14 protein-coding genes are annotated in these 13,734 nt (G+C 59.1%); 2 read left to right on the top strand and 12 right to left on the bottom strand.

Annotated elements, in window-relative coordinates:
* Positions 1-5: 5 nt before the first annotated feature.
* Together ACODNH_RS22355 and ACODNH_RS22350 are read right to left on the bottom strand one after the other, a co-directional pair.
* On the bottom strand, positions 6-578 hold the full coding sequence (locus ACODNH_RS22355) for an anthranilate synthase component II (RefSeq protein ID WP_306711034.1): 573 nt from the start codon (positions 576-578) through the stop codon (positions 6-8).
* A complete protein-coding gene (locus tag ACODNH_RS22350; RefSeq protein ID WP_306711037.1) occupies positions 575-2,086 on the bottom strand; it encodes an anthranilate synthase component I family protein in 1,512 nt (503 codons plus the stop codon). The genes ACODNH_RS22355 and ACODNH_RS22350 overlap by 4 nt, the downstream gene beginning before the upstream one ends.
* A gap of 315 nt (positions 2,087-2,401) precedes the next feature.
* On the opposite strand from ACODNH_RS22350, the gene ACODNH_RS22345 reads away from it, so the two are divergent.
* A complete protein-coding gene (locus ACODNH_RS22345; protein ID WP_306711039.1) occupies positions 2,402-3,295 on the top strand; it encodes a bifunctional methylenetetrahydrofolate dehydrogenase/methenyltetrahydrofolate cyclohydrolase in 894 nt (297 codons plus the stop codon).
* Between the two features lie 42 nt (positions 3,296-3,337).
* Here ACODNH_RS22345 and ACODNH_RS22340 read toward each other — a convergent pair whose 3' ends face one another.
* Positions 3,338-3,538 (bottom strand): hypothetical protein, encoded by a 201-nt coding sequence (locus ACODNH_RS22340; protein ID WP_306711041.1) that lies wholly within the window; start codon positions 3,536-3,538, stop codon positions 3,338-3,340.
* 151 nt (positions 3,539-3,689) lie between these two features.
* Between ACODNH_RS22340 and epsC the strand changes: the two genes are divergently transcribed.
* Positions 3,690-4,553, top strand: a complete 864-nt coding sequence (gene epsC / locus ACODNH_RS22335) for a serine O-acetyltransferase EpsC (protein WP_306711043.1) — start codon at positions 3,690-3,692, stop codon at positions 4,551-4,553.
* Positions 4,554-4,755: 202 nt separating this feature from the next.
* Here the strand turns inward: epsC and ACODNH_RS22330 are convergent, their stop codons facing one another.
* The 9 genes from ACODNH_RS22330 to ACODNH_RS22290 all read right to left on the bottom strand — a co-directional run bounded on the left by ACODNH_RS22330 (position 4,756) and on the right by ACODNH_RS22290 (position 13,727).
* Positions 4,756-6,060, bottom strand: a complete 1,305-nt coding sequence (locus ACODNH_RS22330) for a dicarboxylate/amino acid:cation symporter (RefSeq protein WP_306711045.1) — start codon at positions 6,058-6,060, stop codon at positions 4,756-4,758.
* A gap of 304 nt (positions 6,061-6,364) precedes the next feature.
* Entirely contained in the window at positions 6,365-7,297 is a 933-nt protein-coding gene (locus tag ACODNH_RS22325) for a DMT family transporter (RefSeq protein WP_306711048.1), read from the bottom strand.
* Positions 7,298-7,636: 339 nt separating this feature from the next.
* Positions 7,637-8,266 (bottom strand): HAD-IB family phosphatase, encoded by a 630-nt coding sequence (locus ACODNH_RS22320; protein ID WP_306711050.1) that lies wholly within the window; start codon positions 8,264-8,266, stop codon positions 7,637-7,639.
* Position 8,267: 1 nt separating this feature from the next.
* Positions 8,268-8,642: a Rid family detoxifying hydrolase gene (locus tag ACODNH_RS22315; protein ID WP_434531880.1), complete on the bottom strand. Its 375-nt coding sequence runs from the start codon at positions 8,640-8,642 to the stop codon at positions 8,268-8,270.
* A 6-nt stretch (positions 8,643-8,648) separates the two neighbouring features.
* On the bottom strand, positions 8,649-9,491 hold the full coding sequence (locus ACODNH_RS22310) for an SDR family NAD(P)-dependent oxidoreductase (protein ID WP_434531879.1): 843 nt from the start codon (positions 9,489-9,491) through the stop codon (positions 8,649-8,651).
* A gap of 49 nt (positions 9,492-9,540) precedes the next feature.
* Entirely contained in the window at positions 9,541-10,710 is a 1,170-nt protein-coding gene (locus tag ACODNH_RS22305; protein ID WP_434531878.1) for a mandelate racemase/muconate lactonizing enzyme family protein, read from the bottom strand.
* A gap of 47 nt (positions 10,711-10,757) precedes the next feature.
* Positions 10,758-11,906: a hypothetical protein gene (locus ACODNH_RS22300; protein WP_434531877.1), complete on the bottom strand. Its 1,149-nt coding sequence runs from the start codon at positions 11,904-11,906 to the stop codon at positions 10,758-10,760.
* A gap of 40 nt (positions 11,907-11,946) precedes the next feature.
* Positions 11,947-12,792, bottom strand: coding sequence for a carbohydrate ABC transporter permease (locus ACODNH_RS22295; RefSeq protein WP_004965985.1), 846 nt, complete (start codon positions 12,790-12,792; stop codon positions 11,947-11,949).
* Entirely contained in the window at positions 12,789-13,727 is a 939-nt protein-coding gene (locus ACODNH_RS22290) for a carbohydrate ABC transporter permease (protein WP_434531876.1), read from the bottom strand. Before ACODNH_RS22290 ends, ACODNH_RS22295 begins: the two co-directional genes overlap by 4 nt.
* Between the last annotated feature and the right edge of the window lie 7 nt (positions 13,728-13,734).

Below are 13,734 nucleotides of genomic sequence, written 5' to 3'. Positions count from 1 at the left end.
CGGTTTCAGGCCTTCGCGACCTCGGTACAGAAGTTTTCGACGATCTGCTTCCCGGCGTCAGTGAGGATGCTTTCCGGGTGGAACTGGACGCCGATGTGCGGTTTCTCGGCGTGCTGGACGCCCATCACGGTCCCCTGCTCGTCGTTGGTGTAGGCCGTTTCCGAAAGCGTGTCTGGGAGTTCCGATGCCTCGACGGCCAACGAGTGATACCGCCCGACCTCGAACGGGTCGTCGACGTCGTCGTATAGCCTCGTTCCATCGTGGCGAACCTCCGAGGGTTTCCCGTGGACCACGCTCGGTGCGTGGCCGACAGGGGTCCCGTGGGCCGCACAGAGCGCCTGGTGGCCCAGACAGACGCCAAGCGCCGGGTACGCCGTCTCGGCGAACACGTCGATGGACACGCCGGCCTCCGCTGGCGTCCCGGGCCCCGGCGAGACGACGATGCCGTCCGGGTCGAGTTCGTGGATGCCCTCAACGTCGATAGCGTCGTTCCGGCGGACGGTGACATCGTCGAACTCGCCGACGTACTGGACTAGGTTGTATGCGAAGGAGTCGTAGTTGTCGATGATGAGTATCATCGCATCCCCTCCATCGGTTCAGTCCCGGATTCGACCGCGAACGACCCCTGCTCGCCGAGCGCCTCGTCGACGGCCGTGACGAGCGCCCGAGCCTTGTCCAGTGTCTCCCGGTACTCCGCTGCCGGAACGGAATCGTGCACGATGCCACTCCCGACGCGGAGACGGTACTCGCCGTCGTAGTGAACCAGCGTTCTGATGGTGATGTTCAGCGTTGCTCGGTCGTCGAAGCCGAACATCCCGATACTGCCGGTGTAGGGCCCCCGTCGGGTCCGCTCCACCTCGTCGATAATCTCCATCGTCCGCGGTTTCGGCGCGCCGGTGATGGTTCCGCCGGGGAACACCGCAGCGACCGCGTCGGCAATGCTCACGTCGTCGCGTAACTCCCCTTCAATGAGAGACACGAGGTGCATCACCTCGGAATACCGGTCGACGCGGCGGTACTCGGCGACATCGACGGATCCATACTCGCTGACCTTGCCGAGGTCATTGCGTTCGAGGTCGACCAGCATTGCGTGTTCGGCCCGCTCCTTCTCGTCGCTGCAGAGGTCTGTCTCAAGCTCCTCGTCTTCGGACGGCGTCGCGCCGCGCGGCCGCGTCCCGGCAATCGGCTCGGTGAGTAACTGGTCGCCGTCAACGTCCAGCAACAGCTCCGGGCTGGCGCTGACGAGGTCGACGCCGGGGAACTCAAGTAGGGCTGAGTACGGGGCCGGGTTCACCCGGCGGACGGCATCGAAGGTGTCGACCGGGTGGACGGCCGCCGGGGCGGTCAGCCGGTGTGACACGTTCGTCTGGAACGTGTCGCCGTCCCTGACGTACTGCTTTATTTGCCGGACGCGGTCGGCGAACGCTGCTTCGCCGCACTCGCTCTCGAACGTGGCCTGACTCGCAGCGGTTGGCTGGAACTGGACGTGTTTCTCACCGTGGATGGCGTCCTCGGCCAGTTCGCGGGCCATTGTACGGCCACGCTCGTACGCCGCCTCGGGCGACCCGTTGACGATGGGACAGGCCGTTACGTGCATCTCGACGTCTCCATCGTGTGGCTCCTCCCACGCGGCGACGCAGTCGAACACGCCAAACTGGAGCCGTGGGAGGCCATCCGAAACGGTCGTCTCTGGGATGTCTTCCAGTTCCCGTGCTACGTCGTATGAAAGCCAGCCGAACGCGCCACACGGGTATGGAACCGTACAGTCGCCCCGCTTCAGGTGTTCACGGTCGAGTAGGTCGTCGATAGCTTCGATACTCGGACTTCCGCCAGCCTGTGCAGGTATCGCTCCCGCAGAAACCTCGATTTGTTCGATTGGCTCGATGCCGAAGTACCCCCAGCCAGACTGCCCACCGGTCGTCTCGAGATAGAAGCTGTCTGTGTTCCCGTCGCGGGCGCGGCGATACGCCTCGAACGGGTCAGCGACGGTGACGCGCGCCTCGACCGGCACGCGGGCGCCGTCCGCTGCCGCCCTCGCGGTTTCGATGAACGATTCTCTGTCGGTGCTGAATCGGATCTCAGTCATAGTGCAGTTGCTCCTGAACGAGAGGGATTGCCTCCCGGTGTGGTTGTGTAGGTCAAGCATGGGTCAGGACAAAAACCTTCGGTACTTCGGCACACTGCCGGAAATACTGTCGAACTGTCGACCGATCGCAGTTGCACACTGGACGAATAGCCGGTATCATTTCAAAGTCTGGACTATTCCGCATCACCCACTATGCCGGCGGGGCTTGAGGGAGACACCGAACGCTTGGCCAACCCCAGCAGTTGACCGTGCAGCAGTCTGCTCACCCTGGACATCTAACTAGGGACTTCGGGGCCGACAGCAAACCTAGCAACAATGACTACAGTAATCGACGGGAACGAAATCGGCGACCAGATCACGGAGGGCGTCGCGGCGTGTACGGACACGCTCGTCAGCGAGGGTGTCACACCGGGGCTGGCGACAGTCTTGATGAGCGATGACGGCGCGAGTGAAACGTACGTCTCGATGAAACAGCGGGCCTGTGATGAAATCGGCATCGAGGGGTTCCATCACGAACTCAGCGCGGACGAACCGGCCGAGACGCTATTCTCGACCATTGACGAACTGAACGCGGACCCGGCCGTCCACGGCATCCTCGTCCAGATGCCGGTCCCCGACCACGTGCCCAAGCGCGACGTGCTGGAACGCATCGACCCGATGAAAGACGTCGACGGGTTCCATCCGGAAAACGTCGGCCGACTCGTTGCGGGGAACGCCCGATACAAACCTTGCACGCCCCACGGAATACAGAAAATACTGGCAAAAACGGGTGTTGAGACGGAGGGGAAAGACGCCGTCGTTGTCGGCCGCTCGGACATCGTCGGCAAGCCGATGGCGAACCTGCTCATCCAGTATGGGCCGGGCGGGAACGCGACAACGACCGTGTGCCACTCCCGAACTGACGACCTTGCGGAAAAGACTCGCAACGCGGATATCGTGATCGCCGCCGCTGGGGTTCCGGAAATGATAGACCGATCGATGCTCTCGGCGGGCACAACTGTCATCGACGTGGGTATTAATCGCGTTGATGCTGACACGGAGAAGGGGTACGAACTCGTCGGGGACGTGGACTTCGAGAGCGCCAAAGTGAAAGCGGACGCCATCACGCCGGTTCCCGGCGGTGTCGGACCGCTCACCATTGCGATGCTGATGTACAACACTGTGAAAGCGGCTAGCCTGCAGTCCGGCGTCGATATTACACTTCCGTAGGGTGGGACTGCTGCCCGTTCGCAGGACTACCCGCCTGGGCTGTTACACCGTTTCGACCGCACCACATTCCGGGCACGTAATCAGGAGCTCACCTGCTGGGTCCTGCCCTCCCTCTATGACGTTGTGACCGCTGGCACACTGTTCGTGCATATACACTTCGTGGCTGTCGTGCTCACGCAACCAGATGTGGCCTTCTTCCGGTGCTGAAACGATGCCGTGACAGAAGTAACACTCGCCGTTCATACAGAATCGATGACAGGCCAGTATCAAATAGCTAGCTTTCAGTGTTCAGTTCTGCCTGTTTTCAATTCTACAGCGTCAGCGAGAACACAACATATAGCCGAAAAGACAACTGTTGTTTCAAAACTAAGATGCTGCGGCCCAATCATCAGATATGGACTACTGTTACACGGGCGACACACACGAGAACCTGTTCGCAGCGTACCGGGCTGACGAAGCCCCGTTTCCAACCCAAACACAGATGGAGTTCCCGCGGCGAGAACACCGAAGGCCGGAAATCGATATCCTCAAACGACTGTTCTTCCCGACCTGCTGGAACGCTGCTGAACTGGTCCGGGACGAACTCGCCGTTCTGGACCGTCTTGATACCCTGGGAGGTCTCTTCTTTGCTGGTATCAGACCATACTCCGGATCGGACCCTGCTGAGACAGTCGACGCCGTCATCGATCAGCTCCCGGCGGTTCGCACACGACTCAAAAAGGACGTGGAGGCCGCGTTCAAAGGTGACCCAGCGGCGAAGACGTACATGGAGATAATCCGGTCCTATCCGGGGTTCATGGCAATACTGGTTCAGCGAGTGGCCCACACTCTCTACGAGGCTGGGGCCTCCGAGTACGCCCGAGAACTCACCGAATACGCTAAGACAGAGACCGGAATCGACATTCACCCTGGCGCTGAAATCGGCGACCACTTTTTTATCGACCACGGAACCGGTGTCGTCATCGGTGAAACCACCACTGTCGGGGAATGGGTTCGCCTCTATCAGGACGTGACGCTTGGCGCGCTTCACTTCGAGGCCGACGAGAGCGACGAACACAGATTAAAAAAGGGATACAAACGACACCCGGATATCGGCGACCACGTCGTTATCGGCGCGGGGACGAAAGTTCTGGGCGCTATCAGCGTCGGCGACCACGTCAGCATCGGGGCGAACTCCTGGGTCACCGACGACGTTCCGGACGACACGAAAGTGTACGTCACAGACCACCCGACTCAGGAACGGAAACGAACCAAGTAAACTACAACTGATATCACGCGGTGTCTGAAACTGCACAGCGACTACGAATCGGCTGGACGTATGGTTCTGATATGCGTACCGGCCCATGGACCACTCATCCGCTGTTGTCAGTCCAGTCGCGAGACGTATTTTTGATCTTATAGATTAGAATAACAACTGTACCAGCATTAGCGTCTGTTGCAATCGCTACCGCCGACCCCCTCTAGTCATCTCCGGGAACGAACTCGGCGACTCCGCTCAGGTTTCGTGACCAGACGCCCTCACCACGGTCGAGTCCGTCGTTCCACTTCCCCACAACGGTCGAGACTGCGAGGTCGCCAGTGACGTTGTTCATCGTCGCAATCCGTCCGAGGATCGGGTCGACGCCGGCGACGAACCCAACGACTTCCAGTGGGAGACCGACCTGTGTGAGAATCACAGTGAGCATGACGATGCCCGCTCCCGGAACGCCAGCGGTTCCGATGCTGATGAGAACTGCAACAATCAAGACGAAGACCTGTTCAGTAAGTACCAGTGGCTGTCCGACGACGTTCGCGGCGAACATCACGGTGATTGCCTGCCGGATGGCGGCCCCGTCCATGTTCGCCGTTGCACCGACTGGAAGCGTGAAGGAATACACCCGCTCGGCGATCTGCAGGTCCTCGTCCGCATTACGCATCGTGACAGGGAGCGTTCCGCTCGACGACCGAGTCGCGAACGCGGTCACCATCGCGTCTCTCGCCCCGCTGAGGAACGCAATCGGGGAGACATCGGCAACCACGCCCATCAGAAAAACGAGATAGGTGAAGCCAATATGAATGACGATTGCGATAGTGACTGCCAATACGAGTTCGCCCAGCGAGGAGAACAGGCCGACGCCTTCCGTGCCGATCCCGGACGCCATCAGCGCGAATACGCCGAGTACACCGAATTCGAGGACCCCTCGAACGATGACGAACATCGCCTCAGCACCCACTTCGAAGGCCTCGAACACTGAATCGACACTCTCTGCGAGCTCGTCTTGCTGTGAGCGGACGTATGTCAGCGCGATTCCGAACACGATGACGAAAAAGACCGTTGCTAGCAGATTCCCCTCTGCGAGCGCCGCGACGGGATTGTTCGGCACGATACCGAGAACAACATCCAGCAACGACGGCGGCGCTTGGGATTGTGCTTCACCACCACCGAATTCGAGCCCACGGCCCGGCTGAAGCACGTTTGCAACCACGAGGCCAATGATGCCTGCGAGGGTCGTCGTCAGAGCGTAGAGACCGACGGTCGCACCGCCGATTTTCCCAAGCTTTGCGGGAGAGAGTTGCCGAATACCGGTCAGCAGCGTGAAGACGATAATCGGGATGACCAGCATATTGAGCAGTCGAAGGAAGAGGTCGCCCACTGGTCTGACTATAGCCATCTGCTCCCCGAACACGATACCGGCACCTGCGCCCAGTACGAAGGCGACAAAGATACGCCAAATAAGTGGGATGGATCGATACCGGCTCCATAGAGTTCGAATGGGTTGTATCATATTACACAGCAACGGGCGGTCTTATAAAAACCCGTTAGCCCTGCCAGTATGTGCAAGCAGCTATGATGCGGTTTTCTCTTACAAGATTCCGCTTTCAGACTGGTCTATCGACAAATAGCAAGCACTTCCGCTGATAATCTGAAAAGACAGTACAATAGCGGTTGTAATTCGTTTGTTTTCAGAAGCTTGACGCCGTTATCACTCCTGTCTGACGGTCATTCTTACCGTTTCCCGCTTCGTTGTCGATTTTCTTGAATCCGGCAGGGTGGCGCAGCCAGTGACGGTCTGCGGACTCTATCTCCAGTCAGTCGGCCGGTGGACTGGTTTTCGGTTCGACAACCCGACGCAACTCTGCTCGTAACGCTGTCCACTTCGCTGCGATGAACCCCAGCAGGATGCACCCGAACCCACCGACGGTGGCGAGCGTGACCTGCTGATCGAGCACGAGCCAGCCGGCGAGCGCGGCGAACAGGGGAATGACGTACTCGATGAAACTCATCTCGATCGGACCTAGCTGGTCAAGTAACCGGAAGTACAGCAGGAAACCGCCGATGCCGGCGACGACAGCCAAATACAACAGCGCCGCAACCGCAGACAGTGTCCACGATGCGTCCGAAAACGACTGTCCGGGAAGTACGAGTACGGTGATATGGAGGACAGCGGCTCCGATAGCCATCAACCATGCCTGCGTGGCCAGAAACGATATCGACGGGCTGGTGTCGTGCGTCACGACGGCTGGGATGGCAAACGCCAGCGCTGCCGCAAACACGAGCCCGATTCCAATAGTACTGCTGATGAGATTCGCTGGGTCAGGATCAGCAATGACGACAACACCGGCGAACCCGAGTACTACGCCGACGCCAGTATTCGCGGTGAACGTGTCATCGCTGGATGCGAGTTTCGTGAGCGCGGGCGTCACGACGGGAACGAGACCGAGCAGGACGGCGGCGACGGCTCCGGTGACGTACTGTTGCCCGGTGAACAGGAATACGTGATGCACGCCAATCATAAGTGTCCCACCAGCGAGGACATACACGTAGTCATCGCGGGTCTGTGGCCGTTCTAGTGAACCTGTGATGGCCAACGCGGCAAACAGGAGGACGGAGGCGATGTCAAAGCGGACGGCAGCGAACGGTACCGGCGGCAGGTCGGCGAGGCCGACATCTGTCGCCATGAATGCAGTACCCCAGATTGCAGCCAGGAGGAGAAAGCAACCTGTCGTTCGATAGCGACTCATTCAGTTGTCGATCACCGCCCGACGCTAAAAGGGCCGTCGAATCCGGTTACAAATTGCTAGACGTTGCCACTGCGCCAGCGACCACCTGACGTGGTGCCGATGATCGGGCTGCATTTGTCCGTGTAATCCACGGTCGGGATCAGTACGCCAGTGAGTAACGTCGATAGCGATCCAGTTCCCACATTGAAAGCCAGGCCTTCCTAAGAACAGATATTTGGATATACTCTATGCTATATGGACTAGCATATTAGGTCTATGAGAACATATATTGCAAAAGCTAGTGAGGAAGAGACGCATTTGAGCGTATATATCTCCATCAGTTGGTATTGGGCTACACTATTAGAATGAGGTCCGTACCTCTCTTATATCCGCACTTTCGATGATTGTATCTGCTGCGTCTATCGCTGTTTCAGGAACGCGTTCATCCGGGTCGAACAACACCGCGGTATCTGCCTCGACGAACGCCTCCGTATCAGTGTGCGAGTCGCCGATATAGGTGATTGACGTGGGATTCTGCTTGCTTCGAACTTCTCTCAGTAATTCTCCTTTCTCGTCGGGCCCGACACCGACATCGATACCCGAAATCCGGCCATCCTCGAACTGAAGCCAGTTCCCCCGAACAAACGCCGGCTCGTACGGCTCGAACTGCGTCGCGAGGTTTGCGACGCCGGCACTGAGGATACCGAATTGGATATTCGTTTGCTGCAGGTGTTTGAGGAGGTCGACAGCACCTGTTTTCGGTTTGACGGATCGGGTCGCACGAGTGATATCTGACCTAGTGATATCGTTCGCACGCCACACGTCGACCGCTCCTCGACACCACTCTTCAAACGTAATCTGCCCGGCCTCGAACCGGTTCGTCAGCGCCTCGGCTTCCGGTGTTGTTCCGTAGAGGGTGTGCAACAGCTCGAACCCGCCGCGCTGTCGAGTGAGCGTCCCGTCGAGGTCGAACACTACCAGATGCGACATACTACCGTTCTGCAACAACTTCTATCTCAACGTCGATATCCACTGGCAATTTAACGACTTCAACAGCACTGCGTGCAGGATAGGGGGGAGACATGAGTTCACCGTACACCTCGTTCACCTCGTCGTAGTACCGCATATCCTTCACGAACACCGTCGCTTTCACGACATCGTCGAGTGAAGCGCCACCGGCCTGCAAAACGGCCGCTACGTTCTGGAGTGTGCGCCGAGTCTGTTCACCGGGCGTGCCCTGAATTACCTCGCCGGTATCCGGGTCGACTGGCCCCTGTCCGGAAACGTAAATACGGTCACCGCTGGCGATCCCCTGTGAGAACGGGCCGATACTATCAGGTGCGTCGTCAGTTGTTAGTTCTTCCATGGCTGTTTACTTGGGTGTCGGCTTTTCGTCCGCGTCGTAGACTTCGTTGATGAACGATGTCGGCAGGCTCGTCGTCAATCCGCCGTCAAGCACCAGATTCTCACCGGTAACGAAACTCGACATTTCGGAGGCAAGGAACAGGGTCGTATCAGCGACCTCCCGCGGTGTACCGAACCGACCGAGCGGATACTGGTCGAGCCAGCGCTCCCGAGCGCTCGTCTCACCGGTCCGTTCCTCGGTGTTTTCCATCTCTGCCCGCCTGTTCGCCGTTTCGATGGTCGCTGCTGAAATAACGTTCGAGCGGACCCCGTGCTGCCCGTAGTGGGCAGCGATGTTTCGGGAGAGCGCCAGGAGTCCGCTTTTGGCCTCGGAGTAGCCGGAGAGACCGATACCGAACAGGCCGTTGACCGAGCCCATGTGGATTATCGAGCCCCCGCCAGCGGCGACCATTGCTGGCAGTACCTCTTTGCTCAGGAGGAATTGGCTCTTCAGGTTCAGGTCGACCATCGATTCGAAGGTCTCCTCGTCACACCGGTGCAACAGGTTGGCGGACTCGTCTGCCCCGCCAGCGTTGTTTACAAGTACCCGGATGTCCCCGAATTCTTCGATGGCCGTGTCGACAAGGTCCCGAACCGCTTCACGGTCTGTGACGTCACATTCGACCGGAACAACGCGACCCTCGTGTGTCTCGGTTAGCTCCGTCGCAACCGCTTCCACATCCTCGTAGGTGCGCGAACAGACGACGACATCGCCACCCGCTTCGGCGAACCGGGCTGCGATTTCGCGCCCGATACCCCGCGACGCGCCAGTCACAATGGCCGGCCGGTCCGCTAGTGATAACTCTACCATGACACTGATGCCCACGTAAGCTGCCCTCTTGAAAGTTGCTCTTGTCCGCTCATGTGATTCGATACTCCTCGACAGCGGCCATATCCACAGTGATACCGAGGCCGGGACCCTCCGGAGCCGGAAGACAGCCGTCGCTGACTTCGAACGGTGTCCCGATGATGTCTGCCTCCCAGCCGTAATACGTCGAATCCGGTGGCAACGAAAAGCCCGGGATGCCGGTGAACGCGTGGAGGATCGCCGCAGTCCGAATTCCGAGGTCGAACGCACAGTGGTGCGTAAAGGGAACCCCGGCATCTTCGAGGATAGCGGCCTGCTGTCGAATTCCACTGATGCCGCCGGCTGGGGTCAGGTCGATAACGCTGACATCCATCGCGCCAGCCTCCACGAGCGACTGCAGATTGTGGGAGATATAGGTGTCCTCGTTCGGTGCGATTGGCTGGCGGAGTCGTTGCCGGAGCCGAGCTAGCGACGTGTGTGAATCGACTCGAATCGGCTGTTCCATGTACTGTAAGTAGATACCCGCATCTTCGAGCATCGCACCGACCCGAACCGCCTGGTCGAGTGTCCAGCCCTGATTCGGGTCGAGTCGGAACTCCAGTTGCCCGTCGACCTCATCGTACATCGCTTTGATTCGCTCCACGTCCTGTCGCCAGTCCCGACCCGCCTTTGTTTTGAGGACAGTGAAGCCAGCTTCGAACGCCTCTCGTGCCTTGAGACGAGACTCTTCGGGCGAGAGAATACCGAGGCAGAAGGCGACAGGGACGTCAGCGGGTGCAGTACTATTGCCATCGACGCTTTGCCGGTGTTGCTGAGCACCCTGTGTCGGTGCTGTCCACCCACCGAGAAGTTCGTACACCGGCTTATCAAGTGCCTTCCCGACGATGTCCCAGCAGGCTGTTTCGACAGCGGCAAAGAACATATCGACGTTCGTGTACTCAACGAACACCTGTCGACGGAGTCGCTCGATTTCGAACGGTGACTGGCCCTCAATCATCGGTCCAACACCGTCTTCGATAATCGACTCGGTGGCTTCCGGTGACAGGAATACACGCATCTCGCCCCAGCCGCTAATCCCCTCATCCGTGTCGACACGGACGAGGACGCGTTCCATCGAGTGTAGTTTCCCATGGTTGGTCACGTACGGTCCGATTCCGAGGTGCTCATCCAAGTCGGCCAACGGTACGTCTACAGTTACCGCTGACACGCCGGTTATCTCCATGCACCCCTGTCGTTCGGGAACCGATATCAAAGTACCGCTTCCCCCTCTCAGGTCACTGTCTCGATGGCGCTTTCGACCCACTCCAGTGACTGCTCCGGGAGCAGTCCGTAGTTATAGAACGAGAGCCGCGGCACTCGCTTCGAGTCGAGAGTCTCGACGATGTCGACCACGGTATTCTCGTCGTCGATAGCCGGATGGCCTGGTAATAGACCAACGTGGAGTGGCACGTCATCAATCACTGTCTCAACGGCGTTGTACGCATCTATGACTGCTTCAGTTGACGACTCGTAGGCTGGCAGACAGTAGTAATCGACGTGGTTCGAGAGCGCTTGCAGGTCGGCTCCGACGATCCACTCGCGGCCGGGCTCCGGTGCGCCGACGTAGTAGCCAAGCGGTGTCGTTCCCGCGGCGTCAGCCAGCGTGGCGTACAGTGATGCCAGCGTCCGTTCGCGGACATCGACGTATGCCGCGACGGTGCTGTGCTCCGCAAACCACTCCTCCGGTGCGCGGTTGTGTGACAAATCGCCGGCGACGATATCGTCCAGCGCGCTGGCCACCGTCTCGCGTGCCCGTTCAGTATCGACACCCTCAGCCGTCGCATTTTCTTGACAGTGTGGGCAGAAACACACTCCGAGCAGGAACTCTCCGAGCACCCCCAGCCGTGCGTGAATCTTCTGGTGGTGCCACCCAAAGCCTGTCCCGTAGAAGTAATCGAACGTTTCCAGTTCGATCCGAGCAAACTCATCGCGGGCCGCCAGATCCGAGACCAGTGCCGAGAGATACGTCTGGACCGCGGGCTGGGATGGACACAGACCAAAGATCAGGTCATCACCGTGTGCAGATTCCAGCGTGTACTCGGGGTTGGCCATCCCGAGCCGGGAGTTGTGGCAGCCGACCGTCCAGGAATTGAGTGTCATCTCCGATAAGCTGGTGGCGACGTCCGCGACCCAGTCTCCGTCCATGCGCTCGTATGGAACCGGTTCGAGGTCTCCGTACTCCGGGCCGGGCTCGAAATACGAACTCGCACGGGCAAACAGTGTCCGCCGCTCCGGATTGTGCGGCGTGAATGCCTGTACAGTGTGATAGTTCGTCGCGAGGTTCAGCTCGTCGATGCCGATGTCACGCAGCCGGGTTTCCACCTCGGCCGGCCCTTGGTCCAAGAGGTCCCACGGGTAGGCCCACATCGCGAATTCCATACGCGGACAACTATCGCGGCGATAATAAAAGTAGAGGCGGTTACTCCTTGACCGCGCCAGCCGTCATGCCAGCCACGATATATTCCTCTAAGAAGGCGAACAGAATCAGAAGCGGGATAATCCCGATAACAGACACGGTGAGCATCATCCGCCAGTCGGTCTGCAGCGCACCGACCATCGAGAAGACACCGCGTGGGATGTTGTACTTCGCACTGTCAGTGAGGAAGGTGAGCACGAACAGCAGTCGATTCCACGCGTAGAGGAAGGTGTAGGTGACACTGGCGACCAGCGCCGGCTTCGTGAGCGGGAGCACAATCTTCGTGAGGATCTGCAGTTGGCTCGCGCCATCGATACGCGCTGATTCCTCAAGCGCGACGGGTATCGTCTTGAAGTACCCGTACAGCATCCAGACGTTGAACGGCAGTGTGAACGCCGCCGCCGGGACGATCACAGCCAGATAGGTGTTGAACAGCCCCATCTGAGTGATTACGTCGAAGAGACCGACGATCAACACGACCGGTGCGAACATCTGGACGACCAGCACGGAGAGAAGGAAGGTCCGTTTCCCCACGAAGTCGTTCCGGGCACACGAGTACGCGGCTGGTATCGCCAACAGAAGTGTCAGCACGACCGTCCCCACCGAGATAATGAAGCTATTGCCGACCCAGAGCAACACGTCGGTCTGTGTCCAGACCTGCAGGTACGCCTGGATGCTGGGGTCACTGGGGACCAGTGTCGCCGGCGCAGCAAATATCTCCGACTCCGGCTTGAGCGTGCTTGAGAACATCGCGTAGAACGGCAACATCATAAGCCCGAGCAGTCCGATCAGCACGCCGTAGAGGCGAACCTTGCGGAGACTGCTCCGGTCGTGGCCTGCCATCGTCACAGCTCATCACCCCCGCGCGTGTAGATGCGCAGGTAGATGATGGCGAAGACGAACAGGAACAGGAACCCGATGACACTGTAGGCGGCGCCGCGTCCGAGATTCCCGTTCTGGAGGCCCACCTGATAGATATGGATGACGAGCGTCGCCGTCGAACTGATCGGCCCGCCGCCAGTCATCGTCCAGATGACGTCGAAACTGACGAACGTCCAGATCGTTGACAGTAGCGTGGCGATCAGAACGACGCTTTTCAGCTGAGGGAGCGTGATGTACCGGAACTGATGCCACTTCTCGGCACCGTCGATGGCGGCTGCCTCGTAGAGCTCCTGCGGTATCGACTGCAACCCCGCAAGGAAGATAATCGCCATGAATGGCGTCCCGATCCAGATATCGGCCACGACGACGCCGAGCCACGCCAGACTCGGGTTCCCGAGGATACCGATACCCTGCTCGATGACACCGAGTTTCAGCAAGATCGCGTTGAGGTAGCCGAACTGCGGGTGCTCTATCCAGCGGAACACCACCGCGGAGATCGCGTAGGGAATCCCCCACGGGATGAGAAACGCTGTGCGGAAGAACTTCCGACCGCGAATATCACCCTTGAGGTGAACGGCGATAAGCAGACCCAGCAGTGTCTTGCCAACGACACCGGCAACGACCCAGCGGCCGGTCTGCCAGAGCAGCCTGTAGAAGATGTCGCTGTTGAATATCTCGACGTAATGCTGGAGTCCCACGAACGTCTCAATGTTGGAGTCGGCGGGTGACTGGTACAGTGACAGCCGGAACGTCTCGATAATCGGGTACCCGACGACGGCCAGCAGGAACACCGCTGCGGGAGCAATGAGGAGGTACGCTCGGCTATTGCGCTGGACGTACGCCAGCCCTCGTTCGAGACGTGAGTCATCGGACGTTTCGGTGTATTCCTCTGCCAGACTCATTCCTGTC

The organism is Haloarcula sp. NS06 (assembly GCF_051122755.1).
GTDB lineage: Archaea > Halobacteriota > Halobacteria > Halobacteriales > Haloarculaceae > Haloarcula.
This window is presented reverse-complemented; position numbering and strand designations above follow the sequence as displayed.